Below are 20,480 nucleotides of genomic sequence, written 5' to 3'. Positions count from 1 at the left end.
ATATTTTTATTCTAAAAGTCAAACAATTCATCTGTATCAATATTTGTATAAACATCAGAAACTGACATCTTTTCGTCAAGTCCAAAACCATTTATTTGGTCTGAAATAGAATATGTTATATTTTCTATAACGAAGCATGTCTTTTTTGAGTACATATATCTATTAGCTAGATATGCAAATTCTTTAGGAGTTATGATATCCGTGTCAAATATAAGGTTGACATCCTTATTGTCTTTAAAAGTATCATTAAAACTTATACGATGTATCCTTCTATCATAGCCATAATTGAGTAGCAAATTATCTGGATCTATCATTAATTCTGAGAATAATCTAGGATGAAGGTATAGCTTTCGTCCTATAGAACTGGTTACGACTACGGTTATTAATTTCCCTTTAAATTTAATAATACCTTTAACCAAACCATTCCCCAAATTAGGATCCCATCCTGAGCAATCATAATCCTCTAATGAATCAAGGTAATCTTTTGCAGCATTACGTGCTTCCAAATTCATCTCTATACGAGATTCTTTGTCAAGATTATCCCGGTCGGAAACATTGCCGTAACTTTCTTCATCCTCATAATAATCACCGTCTATTCTTTTTTTACTTTTTGTTTCTTCAAGCATTCGCTCAAGTTCTGCTATGCGTTTATCCTTTTCTTGAACAATATCCGCTGATACGAGAAATATCATATTCCAATCCTCTTTAGAAAAAGGACATTTTAATAATGTAGTATTGGAGTATATATCCGCTAGAGAAGATGCTGGTTCTCTATTCGCTGATATATAGATATGTCTAGTGTTTGCAAAATATGTATATTCACCCGCATAACCTTTAAATAAGTAAGTATTATTATAAATGCCTCTATACGGAAGTTCTCCCTCAATTATGTATATTGACATTCTTGAATTCTGTTTCCAATCTAAATACAATTGATTTGACCATTCTGCTGCTTTACAGAAATCATCTTCATAATATGAACCAGTTAGACGTAAAGTTTTGTATAGATTTGACAATATATTTACTTGGCTTTCTGATTCTATCGGAAGTTGGAATGAGTTAGCTACCCAATTAAAGAAAGATCTTATTATGTTAGCATCATTAAGATTCCATATATTCTCTAATTTATTCTCTTTAAATGATTTTCTCCGCAGTATCTCTTTACTTTCTTTGTCATGCAACCCAAGTTGAATCAAGAATTGTTTTTTTTCAAACGTATTAGCCCAGTTCTCAATAAACGAAGGCACTTGTTCTATTGGTAAAGTGAATTCATTACTATCGAAATATGTTCCAACTAATTTATCAAAAGGATATTGAACTCCTCCATTTGTAATAACAGGACTTAATATATCTGCAATATCTAGTGCCATACTCTTGTCAAGTATTTTAATGAAAAGATTCTGATCATTAGCACGAATGCATGATTTTAGCATATTATCGAAATAATTGTAACCACAAAACTTTCTATACACAATAAGAAAACAGAATTGTTCTGCAGTGATTAGTTGAGTTGATGCAGTTAGTTCTTTATATAACTGATTTCGAACATCAGTAAGGTTAACTTCCCTTCGAGCAAATATCTTTTCGAATCCATCTATACTTGAAAACTTTGAACTTACATTGCTAAGTATAGAAGATGATGAATATGCTGGTAGTATTTTCGAAAGCGAGAATGTATAGAGTTTTACACCTATGTTTATTGAAAAATCATCTTTAAGATTATATTCTGACAAACTCTTACCATTAATTGTTATTATTGAGCGTGCATGAGAAACAGCCGTATCGTTGGATAATGCCATCTTCATCCATCTATATTCGAAAGATTTTTTGTCATATTCCAACGTACTTAAAAGTGGCATAGCTTTTATGCTCTTTGCATATGCTACCTGAGTATTAGTATCGGATTGCTCTACAATGCGAAGTAAACTTATTGTAGGTATATTGCTTTTTGAAAACAATGTTATCGTAAATCCGGGTCTCCAATATGACAAGAATGTTTTATGAATATCTGAAATATCTGTAATACTTATCAAGTCATCAATATATGGTTCAATAATGCTTGAATAAATATCTGTTGATACAACAAGGTATCTAGTAATTAAGCTGTTATTTTCTTCTTGCTTTAACATATAATCATATAGCCAAACCGGACAATTGGAATTATACGCAAACATTGAAGATAATGGACTATATTTACCATTCTGATTTTTAAAGATTTTCCATTTTTTTAATGTTTCAACCCCAATATTTTTAAATTTTGCAATATTCACAAATAAATGCAATCTCTCATTAAATGTGAGAGAATCTAAGGATTCTTCCTCTATTTTTTCAAAAATTGCTTTTTCATCTTGGCTAACAATAAACAATGATAATGGGTGTTCTTCAACAGAATGATTAGAACATTTAAAACCAAGTTTTGATAATACTGACTTTATGGTTGAAATCTTCTCTGTTGAAAACAAGAGTTTATCTTCTAACTTAACTTCATTTGTTGTTTTCCACTCTTTCCCAAACATAAACGTGGGAACAAGTGGAATTAGAGAATGCGCTTTTTCTTCTTTTGCCAACCATTCATAGAAAGATGTACGTAACTTATCATCACAAGAATCAATAATCCATTTTTTAAGGGTATCAATATTATTTAATAGAATTGTGATAACAGTTTCTGTAGTAATCTTTTCTATTCCAAATATTTCTTTTGACAATGAACTTGAATCAATAGATTCATGAGGTAAATGTTTGGTTGTACCTATTAGCTTATAGAAATCAGATGCACCAATTGCAGAAGATAGTCCAGAAGCATCAAATATAATATTATCTGGCCCTACGATATCATTATTATCATTAAGTATAAATGCTTTATTTGTTAAAGCATCCTTATATCCACGATTAAACGAATCGACTAGTGTTGCTGTATCCTGACTAAAATAGGTGAGTTCTTTTGTTGGAAGTAAATTAAGATAATTTACATTGAGTTCAGAAGCATAGCTTGAAACCATACTTACAATTTGCTTTCCAATCATATAGAACAAGAAGAAATTCCATGGATTGTCGCTTTGAATTCCTTCTCTATCAGACTTGGGAATAAAATCAGCATTCAAATAAAATGGGAATTTGAATCTGTGCTCATTCATAGGAAGATAAGCATATAATGAGAGATCATCTTCACCGATTGGCGTAACAAGTCCATCTTCGTCAAGCTTGATAGCAAATGAGATAGTTGTTTCTTTAGCCGATGCAATACGGTCTGGAATACCTGCAACTTCTGTTAATTCATTACCATCTTGATCAAGTTTAATAAAGTAGTTTTCTTTTTCACCCCTATTATTAGTTCTTTCTTTTCTTCTGATTTGAATGCCTGCCTTTTTGAATTCATCGTCATTCACTAAAAGATTATCTGACGAATAAATACAAAAATCTTCAAATAAACGATCTTCATTGAAAGAGTTTACAAGCGAAACTATGTTATTCTTTCTATCTATTTTCTTTTGAATAGTAAGACATTTATCCTTATCTATCAATTGCACTCGATTAGTGTTTCTGAGAAATAACATAAATCGTGGTTCAGAAAACACTTCTTTAATCGCCTCATGATATTCAGAAAGTGTTTCTTCATCCATTTTTAATGCAATAGCAACATTTTCTTTTTGATTGAAAATGGAATCATATGGATCAATTTTTAATGATTCATACCATATCGGTAATAACTGCCAAGGAATATCCTTTACACCTTTGAATTCCCTAAAGAATTTTAGATATTTGTGAAGAAATTCTTTCTGTTTTTCCACATCATTCTCAATATCGTTAACATGGTAGTAAAAGGCTTTGAAATCATTATAGATTGGTAAATTTTTATCGAAAGAAAAATTGTAGCCAGCACTTTTAATTAATACAGACTCAGAATTTGTGAATACTGACTTGAACCCAATACCTTTATAGCCTGTTTTCTTACTGCTTGCACTCTTTGTGCTTTTTGCAGCAGATGTAATTGATTCAAAGTCATGTTTATTAAATGCAAATCCATCGTGTGTTACAACAAAATAATTATCGCTAAGTTGTAACTTTACTTTAACGCCATTCTCTGGGGCAGCATCATCGGCATTTTGAAGAAGTTCAAAAAACATTCTCTTTTTACTAGTATAGAGGTTCTGACCTACTTCTTCAAGCAAGTTAGCTACACTTGTATTAGTGTTTGGACTTGTATGTTGCTTAAAAGAAAGGGAAACAGACTCTTTATATGGATTTTCTGCTTCTTTAATTTTATTTGATGATACACAAAACATATAAGGAGAACCTTGTTCCATGCGGTATTCTTTGCGTGGCATGTCAATCTCTATCTCATAATAATTACCAGAAACAAAAAAATTACGCAATCGGTTATCAACGATGGCAATGAGACACTTCCCATTAATTGGATCTACTAGTAATTTGCCATTGTTTTCTTCTTTAACATCTCCTGTAGACATTAAATTTGTGAAAAAATACTTGGAATTAATCTCTATAACTTTGCCAATAAAACGATTGGTTGTTAATCCCATAGTAGCCAGTAAATCTGTAAGACTAAGTTCGTAAAGGCTCTCTTCGTATTTATCTTCAACAAAAAACTTTCTACTAAAAATCAGCTGGCCGTTGTCTTCTCCCATATATGCAACACGGACATGTTCTCCTGGAAAAACTTCATCACTAGCACGAATAACTTTATTTGGTGACAGTTCATCCCTATATATACTGCCTAAGATTCCGGTATTACCAATGTCTATAGTAGCAAATTTATTGTTTATATTCTTAACAATAGCATCAATGATATCGCCCTTATTTAGTTGAGAACGTAACCAATCAACTCTAGCTTTCTTTTCCTCGGCCTCGATTGGACGCATATCCAAGACAACATCTTTTAACTTTTCATTATATTTAATGAAAACAAATTCAAGTTCTTCATCAGTCTCTATTTCATTGTTCAATAGTCTGGTTTTATAAGGTTCAACAAAACGTTTTAAAGGTACAATTACCTTTATCAATCCATCTGCTTCAATAAGAGCAGATGTGGAATTTTCATTTTTAATGATACCCTTAAATAAACATTTTACCCGTTCATTCTCACTATGTACTTTTGCAAAATAATCATGTAAAGCCAACACACTCATCGAAATTTTGTTTCGATGCTTCTCTGGGTCGTAATTGTTGTCAATTACAACACAAGTAATTTCTTCACCTTCTTTGTATTCTATTGTTGGGAGTTCACTTACATGAACAAGTGCCGTGCTGTCTCCTAAGTTTACAATAAGACCGAAACTCTCAACAGATTTTATAATAACCTTGTATATGGTACCTTTTTCAACTGTTCTTGGATTGGGTAGAAGATTTTTTCGGCTTAGATTCAACTTTCCATCTGGTAATTCTTTGATAACTTTTACATCAAGAACATCACCTTCCGATAATGAAGAAAGAGTCACAGACTGATTAGACCAAGATATATCATGAAGTCTTATCAAACCGTCAACTCCATTGGGCATTTTTGCAAATGCTCCGAGATCTGGTTTTATACTGGTAATTTTTACGCGAATAATATCACCAACTGATGGATTATTATATGTTGTCATAAGCAATTTATCTTTTAGTATAACTTTACAATTTTGTTAGTCACTCTGATCTCAAATATTTCAATTAAAAATTAAATCAGATATAAGACATTATCTATCATTCACATATTAGAATCTAACACATGTAACATTATAGTTTCATGCAAAGAGAATTTCTTAATTACAAAAATAGGTATTTTATCATTTTAAATAGAATACAAACACATAATAGTCAAATCAATGGGCTGATTTTAACAAAATATCCGGTTTTATCCTTACCTTTGTGTATGATATTGGGATATTATACCCGAACAACAATAAAGAAACTATGCAGATACATAACAATACATTGATAACAGAATGCTCGGCTTACGATTTCAAGGAAATGTTGGAGCGTAAGAAAGTGAAGTCGTGGCTTAAATCCGTGTCGGCTTTCGCTAATACGGATGGTGGCAGTTTGTTCTATGGAGTGAATGATGACGGCGTAATTGTAGGGTTGGAGAATCCACAAGCCGATGCTGATTTTATCAGTGAAATGATAAAGGCAAGACTTGACCCTGTTCCGGAAGTTCAACTTATTCCGATAGAACACGAAGAGCATACCCTGCTTGAAGTGAAAGTAAAGACAGGAACGCTTACACCTTATTATTACTATCAGGATGGGACACGTACCGCATATGTACGAGTTGGCAATGAAAGTGTAGAATGCAACTCCCAACAATTACTTTCGTTGGTATTAAAAGGCACGCACATGACTTGGGATTCACTGCCTACCGAAGTGGATGCCAGCAAACATTCTTTCATCATCCTTGCCAATACTTTCCGTGAACAAACCCATCAGGAATGGAATGACAAGTATTTGGAATCATTCGGACTGGTAACTCCTGACGGCAAACTGACCAATGCAGGATTGCTGTTTGTGGACAATTGCACAGTATTTCAATCGCGTATTTTCTGCACCCGTTGGACTGGACTATATAAGGATGATGCCATCAGTTCCGTGGAACATCGGGCTAACCTTGTGCTGCTCTTAAAATATGGTATGGATTTCATCAAAAACTATACCATGAGTGGCTGGGTGAAGATGCCAAACTATCGCCTTAACCTCCCCGACTATTCCGACCGCGCCATCTTCGAAGGATTGGTAAACCACCTTATCCATCGAGATTACACCATGATGGGCGGTGAAGTACATATTGACATTTACGATGACCGAGTAGAACTAGTATCACCTGGTGCCATGCTTGACGGCACACAGATTCAAGACCGTGACATATACAAAGTGCCGTCCATGCGCCGCAACCCTGTCATTGCAGATATGTTCACACAATTGGACTATATGGAGAAACGTGGTTCCGGCTTACGCAAAATGCGAGAGCTTACAGAGAAGCTACCCAATTTCCTACAAGGCAAAGAACCACAATATCAAACGGAAGCGACTTCTTTCTACACCACATTCTATAATCTGAACTGGGGTGACAATGGAAGAATACCTGTTGAGGAAGTGGCTAACAGGGTAAACAGTACCCTCGAAAAGTACCCTGAAAACGAAGAAAGTTCGGTGGAAACCTTTGGTGATACGCAAGAAAGTTCGGAGAAAGGTTCGGAGATAATCCCAAAAGGTTCGGAGAAAAAGTTCGGAGATTCGAAAAACAAATCTAAAAGCATTGGGAAAACCACACAAAAGATTATTGATTTCGTCATTTCCGACCCATCAATGTCTGCAGAAGCAATGGCCTATAAAATAGGAATAAGCTCCCGAGCCGTAGAAAAACATATTTCAAAGCTTCGTTCTATGGGAATTTTGTCTCGTGAAGGAGCAGATCATGGTGGCTATTGGCGCATTATTGTTAACCCTCAAACTGAGCAATAAAACTATGGAGACATCTTTCATACCATTCAGTGTAATAATTGCCGTTTTGATTATCGCCTTTTTGTTTGCCTCTTTGCCACAGGTAAACCATAAAACGCGATACAAAGTACTTTATGCAATAGCCATCATCATGTTATTAGCTGTTATCCCTATTAGTGAATATATGGCTGGTGGCATACAAAACTCAAGTAACAATTATCTGCTTGTCCTAATATTCGATATTGCAGTAGGATATTTCTGTATGTATATTGCCGCTTTACTGAAGTTCAATGTTCTTAAACGAAAGAACCAAGCATTAGAAAACGCCTTGACAGAAAAGCAACAAGAAAATGTAGCAATCCTATTGGAGCATCAAAACGAAAAACAACAAGCACTTCAGCAAAGAGAGCTTGAATGGTTAGCTGGGAAAATAAAGATGTTTACCGAAAAAGAACAGGAAGCTATTCTTGCCAGTGCTCTATCATTTGCTGAACATGACTTGATAGTTGCTCCCTCAATAAGCATACAGCCCAAAGAAACATGTAGTCAGCAAGAACTAATGTACTTTGTCTGCTCTGCTTTTTACAATATGGATAAAAGTCGTAGTGAAGTTGTGGGTTTCTTATATAAAGTTTTTCCTCTCTATTTTCCAGCAGGAGAAAGTGCATTGGCTAAAAAGATGCCGGGATTGGAAAAGGTAAAAGAAAGAAGGGAAAAAGAAAACACTCAGAAATAAATATCTAAATTATCAAGAACATGGATAATGTTAAAAAATATACTCATTCTAACTTTTTCACAAATAGAGACAACAATACCCTCATAAAAGAATTTGAGGGCATACTACACCATAATCCTCATATTTGTAATCTTGATGCAGTTGTCGGTTTTCTCAGAGCATCAGGATATTTTTCTTTAAATCTTGCTGGTTGCTCGTAACGTACTGATAATCAACGCTGATTGGGATAATAAAATGACGAAAGAAACAAATTAGGAACAATAAAATCAAGAAACCCCAAAATGAAAGCATGAGAAAACAAAAATTAACACAGAAAACAACGATAATTTTCCGATTTTGGTATTCATAACTCAACTCCAAAAGAAGAAAGTTATAAGTAGGCATATTCTGTTTTCATTTTAACAGAATATAGAGATATGCAAGATAAAGAGGGGAAGAGTCACTGTACATCATGCAAAAATCAGCAAAATTTCTAATTATACAAATTATTTTCTGCTTTTTATAATGATTTTCGGATTTAACAAACGATATTTGGAGAAGAATGAGTATATTTGCAACCGAAAACAATAATAATATACGCAATGGCTGAGAAAAATCTTAATCGTATAAAAGTTATGCTTGCAGAAAAGGGGAAAACGAACAAATGGCTTGCAGAGAAACTTGGCAGAGACCAAGCAACCATTTCCAAATGGTGTACTAATGCTTGTCAACCTCCTTTAGAAGCATTAATACAGATATCTCAATGTCTGGAAGTTGACATAAAAGAACTCATTAGGGTTCCTGAACATAATCCTTATAAAGAATTGTAATGAAAAAAATAAATACTTCATTCTCATTATTTGATTTCAATAAGAAACGTGTGACTTAGAGCAATTTGATGCAAGATCTTAGGTGATTCGGTCTTGATTTTTTTAATCAAGCAGCGAACACTCTGAGATATTCTTTTCTGTTTTTTATCCCAACTGGCTTATAATTCGGAAATTGTATCAAAATTTGTATCAAAATCAAATAAGCATAACAATGGAACCATCTATATACAGTTTTTCACTTTGTACCGCACTGCCGTTAATGTTATTCTTCGGCTTTTATTTTTTGTTTGCAAAGACTCCTGAAAAGAAAATTTTCAAGAATTATCTCCGCTCCCGACAGATTATGGGTATAGCTATGTTGCTGCTTTCAGCAAACTATTCGGTACATTTCTTCTTTGGTATCCGATTCAAAAATGCGGATTCTGCCATATTGATGAACATGTCCACATACTTTCTGTGCTATTCTCTGTTCAGTTCGGCATTGATAATGTTGCTTGATCGTTTTTACATTACCAAACGGCGTGTGTGGACACATATCATTTTATGGATTATATTTTCAACTCTTTCCGGAGTTGTGTTGTTCCTGTTGCCAAGCGGAATCATGCAAAAGTTCTCTTTATTTGCTTTAGCTGCCTGGTTAGTCGTTTTTGGAGTCGTTTTAGCTCGCAGAGTCATAATTGCATATCGTAGAGCCATTCGGATTTTCAATGAAACTCAGGCGGATGATATAGGCGCATATATCGAATGGCTTTCCATATTCACTTATTGGGCACTTATCTTCGGTGTCGGATGCGGATTGCTGACATTTCTGCCAGACGAATATGTTTTTATCTGGATTTTGTCGTCAATACCGTTCTACAGCTATCTTTTCTACAGCTATCAGAACTACCTGCTGTTCTATGAACAGGTAGAAAATGCGTTTGAGCAGGATATACAATCTGAAGAAGAACTTCTGACAAATTCGGAAACTGAACATGAAATAGTTTCTGAGAAAGAAGTTCCTAAGTCCTATACAGAATTTATAGAGAGGGTTGACAACTGGATAAAGACAGACGGCTATGTCCAGCAGGGACTTACCATAAAAGAACTGTCCGAAATACTTTATACGAACCGTACCTATCTTTCAGCTTATATCAAGACTACGTATAAAATGACATTCCGCGAATGGATAACCAGTCTCCGGTTGGAGTATGCGAAAAACATACTGAAGGAGCATCCGGAAATCAATATACAGAAGCTGGCTGAGTCTTCTGGTTTTCTTTCCCAAAGTAACTTTATCAAATTATTTTCCGAGAAAGAAGGATGTACGCCTGCCAAATGGAAAAAATCAAATCGGGAATAATTTGTGTAGTAAAAAACATCGGAAAAGGTCACAGAAACCCATTTCCAAAAAGTGCTCAAACGACAAAAAAGTGCTAATTCGACAATTCAAAAAAGTGCTAATTCGACAAAAAGATGCTCAAACGACATTGTTTATAAAATTTTACAGCAAAAGTTTTTCTAATCTTTTGGGCATAGAATGACATTTATTATCTTTGGAGAGGACAAAGATAATAAATGCAAGTTTATATGAGCAGAAAAATCACTTTTCTTACCTTGTTTCTGTGGCTGATGACGGTAACTTTTCCAGTCATTGCGCAGCAGAAAACAGACACGACCTACACCTTCCGCTTCGTTCCGCAGAAGGACATGTTCTACGTTCCTTGGAATGGCAATGACACTGAACTTGCCCGCCTGTTGGAATGTATCGAAAACAGTAAAGCAACAATTTTTGACGGCAAGTTGCCGCTACTGGTTGACGGCTACTGCAATTCGCTGGGTGGTGAAGCCGAGAACCTTGCAACGGCGAAGATCCGTGCCAATCGAGTAAAATCAGAACTGATTACACGCGCGAAAATCAAGGAAGAAAACTTCATTACCCACAATCATGCGACAGGGGGTGATTTTGTAATCGTACGCCTAACGGTTCCCGCAAAGGAAACAGCCGCGATGGATGCGGAAGCGGAAGCACGACGCAAGGCGGAAGCCGAACGACTGGCAACCGAGAAGCGTGCCGAGCAGGAACGGCTTGCCGAAGAGCAGCGCAAGGCGGAAGAAGCCCGACTTGCCGCTGAAAAGGCAGAAGCCGAGAAAACCGCTCAACAAAACACACTTGCCGACACGCCGTCGGGAACCAAAATCACAAATGATTATCATCTCTCCCTGCGTGCCAACCTGTTGCGCTGGGCTACCCTGACACCCGATTTAGGACTTGAATGGCGCATCTGTCCGTCATGTGGCATTGCCGTAAACGGCTCATGGACTTCTTGGACGTGGAGCGACAAGGACCGCCGCTATGCACTTTGGGAAGTGGCTCCGGAAATACGTTATTACATGGGTGAGAAGAAAGCCTGGTATTTGGGTGCGATGTTCAAGGCCGGACAGTTCAACTACAAGATCTCCGAAACAGGCAAGCAAGGCGACCTGATGGGTGGCGGCATCACCACCGGCTATCAGCTACGGCTGAACAAGGCACTGACTCTTGATTTCAACCTCGGCTTGGGCTACCTGAATGCCGATTTCGAAAAATATGAAGTCATCGATGGTGTGCGCGTGCGCTGTGGCAACGAGACAAAAAATTGGTGTGGCCCCATCAACGCCGGTGTGACATTGGTATGGAAGTTATTCTAATACGGAGGAATAGAGTATGAAAGCAAGACAATATATAAATATGGTAGGAATGGCAGCCGCCGTGCTGCTCTCTTCCTGCGTGAAGGACGCGCTTTATGACACGCCGCATCCCGACTATGGGAAAATTGCGGTGACAGCCGACTGGTCGGCCTGCGGTGAGGGTATCAACATACCTGCCACATGGACGGTCACCATGGGCGACTATACGGGTACGGAGACTTCCACCACCCATGCTCCCGACCATCTGTTTGCTCCAGGCTGCTACGCCCTTGCGGTGTGGAACCCAGCTGAAGGAATCACGGTAAATGGTACCACCGCCACCATTGCCGCAGCCACGGGAAACCGGACAGGCACGGATGCCTTTGTGAACAATGCCCCGGGATGGTTCTTCACCTATACGAAACAGGTGAGCATCGAGAAAGACAAGGATTATCCGCTGACCGCCGCAATGAAGCAGCAGGTACGCGAACTGACGCTTGTCGTCAAACCGACGGGTGATGCCGCCGGACGCATCACGGAGATTGTTGCCCATCTGACGGGTGCAGCCAGAACACTCGATTTCGCTACCGATACCTACGGAGCCGCTTCAAACGTCGTGCTGCCCTTCACCAAGATAACCGAAGGTGACGATGCCGGCAAGTGGAAAGCCACGGTGCGGTTGCTGGGTGTGACCGGTACGGAACAACTGCTGACGGCTGAAATCCGCTATGCGGACGGCAACCCGAGCCCCACCACGTTGAAAAGCGACCTCACAGAAGCTCTCAAGGAGTTCAACACCAGAAAGGGCAAATCGCTGACCCTCGGCGGAACGCTGGTTGAGACTCCCGAAGGCATGGAAGTGGACGGAGCCGAAATCAACGGCTGGGAAGAAGTGAAAGGTGATGATGTAAATGCTGATTTGTAAATAATAAAATTATAGATATAATGAAGACAAGATTTTTTACACTTGCAGCGCTCGCCCTCGCACTGGTAGCCTGCAACAACGACAACGAGAACCTGAACGGTGACCCCGTGGCCGCCCAGTTTACCGCCAACATCGCCCCCGCCACCCGCGCCAGCGGAACCACCTGGACTGGCGGCGACCGTATCGGCATCACCGACATCGGCAACGATTCCCAGTACGGCAACGTGCCTTTCATCCTGAAAAACGGGAAATTTGAGGCAGAAGGAAAGGTTATCTATATCGAAGATGCAAAGACCCATACTTTCCGCGCCTACTATCCGTACAACGCGGCGGGAGGCATCCTCACAGCCACGACCGATGCCACGGCGCAGCAAAACCAGCCTGCCATCGACTTCCTCTTTGCTTCAGGAGCCACGGGAGACAAAAACAACCCGGTAGTAAGCTTCACCGACAAAACCGCCAAAGGCGGTGAAGACAACTCTTTCCACCACCGCATGAGCCAGATAACCCTTACCTTCGAGGCGGGCGACGGCGTGAATTTCAGCGTGGTCAAGCCTGAACGTTACACGCTGGACGGATTGTTACTCACCGGTACGTTCAACACGGCCGACGGTATTGCCACCGCAGACAACGGACTACAGACTGGAGAACTGACCATGAATCTGGCAGACGGCAATCTCACGTCATCGATCATCCTCTTCCCGCAGACAGTTGCATCCCTGCCGTTGGTTGTGAATTACAAAGGTCAGGAATATCATGCCACACTCACCATGCCCGATGGCGCACTGCTGGCGGGCAACAACTATACCTATACCGTCAAGGTACGCAACAAAGTCCTTGAAGTCAGCGAAGCCACCATTGCAAAGTGGAACGATATAGACGGTGGAGATGTGGGTGCTGACCTGTAGGATGTTAATAATTAATCGATTAGAATGAAGAATTATGAGACATAGATTATTTATCCCCGCAGCCACCGCACTGCTGTTCGCCCTCGCCGCCTGCACGCAGGACGAACTTGCTGGCGATAACCGTCTGCCCGAAGGTGAATACCCCGTCGTCATCCGTGCCACCGGATTGTCCGTAGAAGCAACGCCGCTGGCAGCCCCTTCCACCCGTGCCGCTGTGGACGGCGACTGGCAGGGCGTCACTTCCGTGGCACTCAAGATGGGCGATGCGGTAAAGGAATACACCGTAACGGCTTCTACCGATTTCAAGAGTGCCACGCTTTCACGCGAGAACGACCCGTACTACTGGACCAGCCGCGACCCGATTACCGTATCGGCATGGTGGCCCTTCAACAATGCCGACATCACACAGATGCCTGCCGTGAAGGTGGCAGAAGACCAAAGCAAATTGGCTGACTTCCAGAACAGCGACTTCATCTCTGCTGAGAACCGGAAGGTGGAATTTAACAACCCGACTCTTGAATTTACCCACCGCACGGCACGCGTGACAATCGAACTGAAGCCCGGCACGGGATTCACGAGCGTCGCCGGTGCCACGGTGAGCCTCGTGAGCCTGTCAGCCGATAACGGCAACCCGACCGCCATCAAGACTTACAACGCAAGCGGCAACACCTACGAGGCACTGACCGCCCCGCAGACCGTTGTGGCAGGCAAGCCGTTCGTCAAGGTGAAACTCGGCGGCGGCACCTTCTACTTCCGTCCGCAGAACAACGTTGTATTAGAAGCGGGCAGCCGCTATAAATATACCGTTAAGGTGAACACCACCGGCCTGACGTTAGAGGGCTGCACCATCGGCAACTGGGCTGACGGCGGCGGCGAGAGCGGCGCAGCCGAGGATTTGGGCTACATCTACGACAGCAACACCAAGACCTACACGGTCTATAACGCCAACGGACTGATGAATGTAGCCGAATTAGTGAACGGAGGTAAGACCGACATTAACATTTCCCTCACCGCCGACATTGACCTCACCGGCAAAGACTGGACGCCGATAGGCACAGACTACGACAACTCATACACCGGCACCTTCGACGGTGGCGGCCATACCATCACGGGGCTGACCGTTACGACAAATGACAAATATGCGGGTCTGTTCGGCTATCTCGGTAATTTCAATAATGGCGCCGCTACGGTGAAGAATGTGGTGATGGAGGGCATACAGATAACATGCAATCACAGGTTGGGTTATGCCGGCGGCGTGGCAGGATATAGCTGGGGCACCATTGAAAACTGCTCGGTGTCGGGCAGCATTAGCGGCACGGTGAGCGTCGGCGGTGTGGTGGGTGTTCAAAGGGACCGTTCCATCACCGGATGCAGTTCCTCTGCCACAGTGAAGGGAATGGTCCATGTCGGCGGCGTGGCAGGTCAGACGATTTTTGGTGCCACCTTGACCGCTTGCTATGCCACAGGCAACGTGATCATAGAAATAGACCGCACAGAGAATATCTCTGGCGGCGGTCTGGTAGGATTCAACGACGGAATAAGCCTCCTTTCCTGCTATGCCACGGGCAACGTAACCAGTACGGGTAGTAGCACTGGCTATGTACATATCGGCGGCTTTTTGGGAGATAACTACATTACCTTGACCGCCTGCTATTGGAAGAACAATCATGAACAAGGTATCGGCCACAATAAGAGAAGCACCGGAGCCACGAAGGTGGACGGCTCTGTCGTTACCTGGCAGAAAGCCGTTGATGCCATGAACACCGCCTTGCAGAACGCAGGCTCAAAGTGGCGTTACGAACTTAAAGGAGCATTGCCCACGCTAAAGAAACAATAGCTACCCCTAAACAACACGCATCATGAAACGAACAACTATCCATATATCCGCAGCCATCGCCCTGCTGCTCGGTTTTGCCGCCTGCACGCAGGACGAAGCGGGCTTCCTACCGGAAGGGGCGGAAGGCACCCCCATCGTCTTCACCGCCACGGGGCTGAATCCCGTCGCGACAGCCACCGTAGGCACCCGTGCCCCAGCGGACGGCAATTGGACGGGTGTGCAGAGCGTGGCAGTCCTGATGGACGGCACGGTGAAGACGTACAACGTGACGCCCTCCACCGCCGACCCCACCAGCGCCACGCTGACCTCCACCGACCCGTACTACTGGACCAACCACAACGACATCACCGTCACGGCGTGGTGGCCCTACACCGCTGGCGAGACAACTCCGCCTGCGGTAAAGGTAAAAGCCAACCAAAGTACCCAAAAAGACTTTGAGGGCAGCGACCTCATCGTAGCCAACGGACAGACGGTGACCTACGGTAGCCCCACGCTCCGCTTCACCCACCGCACGGCGCGGGTGACCATCGTTCTGACGGACTACACCGAGGGGCTGGCATCCGTGCAGTTGACGGGTCTCTCCACCGAAGGCGACAACCCGGATATAATCGTCCCGTATGACAAGGGCAGCAACACCTACACCGCCATCGTAGCCCCGCAAAGTGTGGCAGCTGGCACGGCCTTCATTACCTGCACCTTCACTAACGGCAAGACCTTCGTTTATAAGATGAAGAATGCTACCGACTGGCAGGCGGGCGGTGAATATACCTACACCGTCTCCCTCGCTGCGGCAAAAGACCTGGGCTATACCATAGAGAGCAACGGCAGCTACACCGTGACCTCCGCCGATGGTCTGATGAATATAGCCGAATTAGTGAACGGAGGTAAGAGCGACATTAACATTACCCTCGACACAGACATTGACCTCACAGGCAAAGACTGGACGCCGATAGGCACAGACTACGACAACTCATACAAAGGCACCTTCGACGGTGGCGGCCATACCATCACGGGGCTGACCTTTACGACAAATGACGAATATGCGGGTCTGTTCGGCTGGCTCAATAGAGCTGGTACGGTGAAGAACGTGGTGATGGAGGGCGTACAGATAACAAGCCATCAAATATATGGCGGCAGTATTGGCGGCGTGGTAGGATCTGGCTGGGGCACCATTGAAAACTGCTCGGTGTCGGGCAGCGTCAGCGGCACGGTGTATGTCGGCGGTGTGGTGGGTGTTCAAATAGGCGGTTCCATCACCGGATGCAGCTCCTCTGCCACAGTGAAGGGAACGGTCGATGTCGGCGGCGTGGCAGGTCAGACGAATTCGAGTGCCACCCTGACCGCTTGCTATGCCACAGGCAACGTGATCATAGAAATGGCCCCCAATAAGAATATCGCTGGCGGCGGTCTGGTGGGAATGAACGCAGGAAGCAGCCTCCTTGCCTGCTATGCCACGGGCAACGTAACCAGTACGGGTAGTAGCACTGGCTATCTACATATCGGCGGCTTTTTGGGAAATAACTACGCCAACGTGATGACCGCCTGCTATTGGAAGAACAATCATGAACAAGGTATCGGCTACAATAAGAAAAGCACCGAAGCCACGAAGGTGGACGGCTCTGTCGTTACCTGGCAGAAAGCCGTTGATGCCATGAACACCGCTTTGCAGAACGCTGGTTCAAAGTGGCGTTACGAACTTAAAGGAGCATTGCCTACCTTGAGGAAGCAGTAAGCCGTTGCGGGCGGAACATTTCCGTCCGCAACGAACATAAACCGAAGTATAACCCCAATAAAAAAGGAGGACGTGATGGAACACACGGAGAATCCACCAATGAGAGTGGTTGTGTCTGCAAATTTTTGTCAGGCACAAACTAAATTCGTACATTCAATTGATAGTAAATTGGATGATTCTTAGAGTAGTATTAATCAATAATTAAAAGTAAAAACTATGAACGAACAGAATTTGCCCGAGAATACTAAAAAAGAAGTAAAGGAAACTGCTGTTCCTGTGGTTTCAAATGACTCTCAAGAAATTAATAATGATTCTCCTCCTAAGTTAAAGGAGAATACCGGCTCCAAAGGAAAGACAAATTCCAATGAAGCCTCCAAATCCGACAGTAAAGGCGATTCCCAATCCAGCATACAGGACAATGGTGGAGCAAGCCTTGCGAGTGAGCCATTCATAGACTTGCTATACAATCAGATAGAAAGCGTAATCGGAGGTGAAAATCCGAATCAGTTTCTTTGTCTGACCCTGCCAGGGCAAGCACTCACAGCCAAGGACTTTGCCTACGACTACAAAAACAATGCGGAAAAAGGGCCGATGGTGGAAGCCAACGAATCGCGTTTAGCCAACAAGCTCTTCGATCCCTGTCGCGTTACAGGCGGTGATAACGGCATGACATTGCCATATCAGTACCGTTCGGCTCTGGATACATTAACTCCTAAATTGAACGAAAAAATCGCAAAAGCGAAAAATCAACTGCGCGAGCTGCTGCTGACCCCATATCCTTATGATTTTGGTGACGAAAATACGAAAAGCTATACGCTTCAGGAGGTATTTTATCGCCTATATGATGACTATGTGGCTGCAGAAAGAGCATGGTCTGAAAAACAAAACAAGAAAAAAGAAGCTTTAAGAAAAATTTATCCTGATACTTCAGAGGAGAACAATATTCATTACAACAATGAATACTTGCAATGGTATGAAGCAGTTGCAAGAGGAGAATCTTTGGAATTGAACGAAAAGCGGGCAAAAGTGTTATCCGTCTTCTCCCCCAACGATATGGACATCCTCAATGGAGTTCTTGACAGCGGTTCAGGTGCGGAGCTGGAGCAGGCCAGAGAGATTTTGGAAAACATTCAGAGGCTGACTCCAGACGGAGGCATTGTCTATCCCGTAAAATTCAACCCCACAAACTGGTTTGAACTGCTGAACACATCCTTCATCCCGTCCGACTTACTTGATTCCCCGGAGTCATTGGCTATGAGATTGCGTAATCTGTCTTCACGCAGGATTACCCTTTCCTCACAAATCTCCAATCTGACAAATCTGATTGATGAAGAAGACAGGAGTAAAGAACTGGAAAAAAACAAAAATGATGCACAAGATGCAAGGGACGCTTTGAATAAAGCTCAAAATGAATTGATCAGCAGTTACGGTGAAGGTGTCAAGACTGTCATTGATACCGCATTTACCATTGCACCGATATTCAGTGGAGGAGTACCTAATAGTATCATCAGCAGACTGGCAAGCGGATTAAAATTTGATAAAAATGACCAAAGTGTAGACAGTTTGATCGATAAAATTACAGCCATACTGTCAAAAAACCAAAAACTTCAAAACGATTATATAACTAAATCGCAACAGTTATCCAATGTCTTGCTGGAAGAGGCGATAAATAAAAACCTCCTGCAACTCAAGCAACTGCTTCCACCAATTCAAGAACAGCTGGAGAGAATTAATACTGAAATCCAGGAAATCTTGGAGAAAATGAAAGTTGCCCAAACGGTAAATTCAGGCAAAGAGACTGAAAGCGTACAGACACCGATTGTTCCTGAAGGATTCACGCAGGTACTAATCGACGTAGCCGCCTCACAGATAGACAAGGAAAGCAACAGCCACTCGTCTGCTTCAAACAGCCCATACGGTGCCAGTTTATGGTTCGCAGGTTACTCAGGGAAGAAAGAAACGAATTCTTCGACCTTTGCAGAGCTATGCCACTCCCAAAATACGTCTGTTCGGGTCGGAATGAATGTGGCAAAAGTGGGCATCGAGAGAGAATGGTTTAATCCTGGGATTTTTGTCTTGACCAAGGATATGTTTAACGTGTCCACCTCACGTGTGTCTCCAATAAAAGATTACAGTGAAATCACAGAAGAAAGGCTTTCAGACATGAGCCGCAGCCATATCCTACCCTGTTATCCTGTGGCCATGCTCGTCGCCAAAGACATTTCCATCCAAGTGGTTACTAGCGACCAGCTCTCGAATACCTTCTCGGCTACCATGGAAGAGCATGTCTCACATGGCGGCGGCTTCCTGCTTTTCAGCGGTGCAAAAAGTAGCAGTTCTTCATTCGGTTCTTCTGGCATCCACACCAGCTCCACGGACAAGAGTTTCAACATCAAGATTACCACTCCTCAGATTATCGGTTACTATCTGCAAGCGACACCAGCAGACAAGAGTACCATCATGGACGAGATATCCGATGATGAAATGGCAGCAGGATTTGTAACTATATCTAAGTTTGTGGAAGACTACAAGAAACTTCTCCAGGCTATGAACAAGAATAATACAGAACAACAGATTTAGTATTAACCATTAAAAATGAAATATAATGTGTTTTGGGAATAAATTAAACCAGAATAGACCTGAACATTGTATAACTCCATTTCCAACCCCCAATAATTTCTGTGGAGGGTTCGCTTTGAATGCGGTCTTGGTGGATCTGGGAAGTGGCACGCGTCCCATAGAGGTTTATATGCGGATACAGGACTATCAGAATAAAGAGATTATTAAACCGTATCCGGAGTCTAAGGCAAGCATATACTTGCTGGGCAATAAATTAAGCGGCACTCTTATGTCTTTGCCATCGGGGATATGCGCTGCATTTAAAGATTATGTAACAGATAGAACCGTTACGGTATGTTATGGCTCAAATTTTGAAAGTGGTCCTTTAAAGAATTTGATATCTGAAGAAATAAGCAGAATAACAGATAAAAGGCTGGGCATGAAAACTCAAGCTTTAGATGACTCTTTAGATGACCTTTACCCTGAAACGACCTGGAAGTATATATTGGTCTTGGTAAATAATAAACATTGGATTGCTGTAAAGCATGTAAAAAAAGATAAATTCGTTTGTTATGACCCAGATGGAGGTAAAGATTCTGATGGTTCCACGATTGGAAAAGCCATTGAAAATTTAAGAAAAGGATATGTAATCAGTGGCTTGTACATCTGTATCTAAAAAAACAATTTAATAGAAATAGTACAATGGCGGTCATTATTGCATGACCGCCATTGTAGTAACATATGCTCCCAAGGCAGAAATAAGGTTCATGATAAAGTCGTTCACAGACCTGTGACGCGAATGTACAATCTGCGCCATGTTCTTCAACATATTGTTTATGGTTTCGATAATGTATCTCTTGCGCAGCATCATTCTTAACATTATGACACGAAGAA

The 20,480-nt window shown here is 42.0% G+C and carries 12 protein-coding genes and 1 pseudogene; 11 read left to right on the top strand and 2 right to left on the bottom strand.

From position 1 onward, the window contains the following. Positions 1–11: 11 nt before the first annotated feature. The gene (locus Bovatus_RS23695) at positions 12–5,600 is read right to left on the bottom strand and encodes a S1 RNA-binding domain-containing protein (protein ID WP_004302150.1); all 5,589 of its coding nucleotides are present in this window, start codon (positions 5,598–5,600) and stop codon (positions 12–14) included. Positions 5,601–5,907: 307 nt separating this feature from the next. Between Bovatus_RS23695 and Bovatus_RS23690 the strand changes: the two genes are divergently transcribed. The 11 genes from Bovatus_RS23690 (at position 5,908) to Bovatus_RS23630 (ending at position 20,262) form a co-directional block, all read left to right on the top strand. After that, positions 5,908–7,452: an ATP-binding protein gene (locus tag Bovatus_RS23690; protein WP_052588025.1), complete on the top strand. Its 1,545-nt coding sequence runs from the start codon at positions 5,908–5,910 to the stop codon at positions 7,450–7,452. Positions 7,453–7,456: 4 nt separating this feature from the next. Further along, on the top strand, positions 7,457–8,167 hold the full coding sequence (locus Bovatus_RS23685) for a hypothetical protein (RefSeq protein ID WP_005809780.1): 711 nt from the start codon (positions 7,457–7,459) through the stop codon (positions 8,165–8,167). Positions 8,168–8,748: 581 nt separating this feature from the next. Next, a complete protein-coding gene (locus tag Bovatus_RS23675) occupies positions 8,749–8,976 on the top strand; it encodes a helix-turn-helix transcriptional regulator (RefSeq protein WP_004302144.1) in 228 nt (75 codons plus the stop codon). A 259-nt stretch (positions 8,977–9,235) separates the two neighbouring features. Then, positions 9,236–10,318, top strand: coding sequence for a helix-turn-helix domain-containing protein (locus Bovatus_RS23670; protein WP_004302142.1), 1,083 nt, complete (start codon positions 9,236–9,238; stop codon positions 10,316–10,318). Positions 10,319–10,545: 227 nt separating this feature from the next. Next, positions 10,546–11,646, top strand: a complete 1,101-nt coding sequence (locus tag Bovatus_RS23660) for a DUF3575 domain-containing protein (protein ID WP_052588045.1) — start codon at positions 10,546–10,548, stop codon at positions 11,644–11,646. Between the two features lie 16 nt (positions 11,647–11,662). Beyond that, positions 11,663–12,550, top strand: coding sequence for a hypothetical protein (locus Bovatus_RS23655; RefSeq protein WP_004302139.1), 888 nt, complete (start codon positions 11,663–11,665; stop codon positions 12,548–12,550). A 20-nt stretch (positions 12,551–12,570) separates the two neighbouring features. Further along, positions 12,571–13,458 (top strand): fimbrillin family protein, encoded by an 888-nt coding sequence (locus tag Bovatus_RS23650; RefSeq protein WP_004302137.1) that lies wholly within the window; start codon positions 12,571–12,573, stop codon positions 13,456–13,458. Between the two features lie 34 nt (positions 13,459–13,492). After that, complete coding sequence (locus Bovatus_RS23645; protein ID WP_004302135.1) at positions 13,493–15,295, top strand: fimbrillin family protein; 1,803 nt, start codon at positions 13,493–13,495, stop codon at positions 15,293–15,295. Positions 15,296–15,317: 22 nt separating this feature from the next. Beyond that, complete coding sequence (locus tag Bovatus_RS23640) at positions 15,318–17,027, top strand: fimbrillin family protein (protein ID WP_004302133.1); 1,710 nt, start codon at positions 15,318–15,320, stop codon at positions 17,025–17,027. A gap of 216 nt (positions 17,028–17,243) precedes the next feature. Beyond that, positions 17,244–19,607 carry a hypothetical protein gene (locus Bovatus_RS23635; protein WP_004302130.1) on the top strand — a complete coding sequence of 788 codons (2,364 nt, stop codon included), beginning with the start codon at positions 17,244–17,246 and terminating at the stop codon, positions 19,605–19,607. Between the two features lie 25 nt (positions 19,608–19,632). Next, complete coding sequence (locus Bovatus_RS23630) at positions 19,633–20,262, top strand: cysteine peptidase family C39 domain-containing protein (protein ID WP_004302129.1); 630 nt, start codon at positions 19,633–19,635, stop codon at positions 20,260–20,262. 36 nt (positions 20,263–20,298) lie between these two features. Here Bovatus_RS23630 and Bovatus_RS25100 read toward each other — a convergent pair. After that, positions 20,299–20,460 (bottom strand): annotated as a pseudogene (locus tag Bovatus_RS25100) (transposase); the annotation flags it as partial. Between the last annotated feature and the right edge of the window lie 20 nt (positions 20,461–20,480).

Source organism: Bacteroides ovatus (genome assembly GCF_001314995.1).
Lineage (GTDB): Bacteria > Bacteroidota > Bacteroidia > Bacteroidales > Bacteroidaceae > Bacteroides > Bacteroides ovatus.
The sequence above is the reverse complement of the archived record's forward strand: the minus strand, read 5'-3'. Positions and strand labels throughout refer to the sequence as shown.

Excerpts from the sequence above, each read along its gene's own strand:
- Bovatus_RS23695 (WP_004302150.1), bottom strand. The coding sequence starts at position 5,600 with ATGACAACATATAATAATCCATCAGTTGGTGATATTATTCGCGTAAAA.
- Bovatus_RS23690 (WP_052588025.1), top strand. The coding sequence starts at position 5,908 with ATGCAGATACATAACAATACATTGATAACAGAATGCTCGGCTTACGAT.
- Bovatus_RS23685 (WP_005809780.1), top strand. The coding sequence starts at position 7,457 with ATGGAGACATCTTTCATACCATTCAGTGTAATAATTGCCGTTTTGATT.
- Bovatus_RS23675 (WP_004302144.1), top strand. The coding sequence starts at position 8,749 with ATGGCTGAGAAAAATCTTAATCGTATAAAAGTTATGCTTGCAGAAAAG.
- Bovatus_RS23670 (WP_004302142.1), top strand. The coding sequence starts at position 9,236 with ATGTTATTCTTCGGCTTTTATTTTTTGTTTGCAAAGACTCCTGAAAAG.
- Bovatus_RS23660 (WP_052588045.1), top strand. The coding sequence starts at position 10,546 with ATGAGCAGAAAAATCACTTTTCTTACCTTGTTTCTGTGGCTGATGACG.
- Bovatus_RS23655 (WP_004302139.1), top strand. The coding sequence starts at position 11,663 with ATGAAAGCAAGACAATATATAAATATGGTAGGAATGGCAGCCGCCGTG.
- Bovatus_RS23650 (WP_004302137.1), top strand. The coding sequence starts at position 12,571 with ATGAAGACAAGATTTTTTACACTTGCAGCGCTCGCCCTCGCACTGGTA.
- Bovatus_RS23645 (WP_004302135.1), top strand. The coding sequence starts at position 13,493 with ATGAGACATAGATTATTTATCCCCGCAGCCACCGCACTGCTGTTCGCC.
- Bovatus_RS23640 (WP_004302133.1), top strand. The coding sequence starts at position 15,318 with ATGAAACGAACAACTATCCATATATCCGCAGCCATCGCCCTGCTGCTC.
- Bovatus_RS23635 (WP_004302130.1), top strand. The coding sequence starts at position 17,244 with ATGAACGAACAGAATTTGCCCGAGAATACTAAAAAAGAAGTAAAGGAA.
- Bovatus_RS23630 (WP_004302129.1), top strand. The coding sequence starts at position 19,633 with ATGTGTTTTGGGAATAAATTAAACCAGAATAGACCTGAACATTGTATA.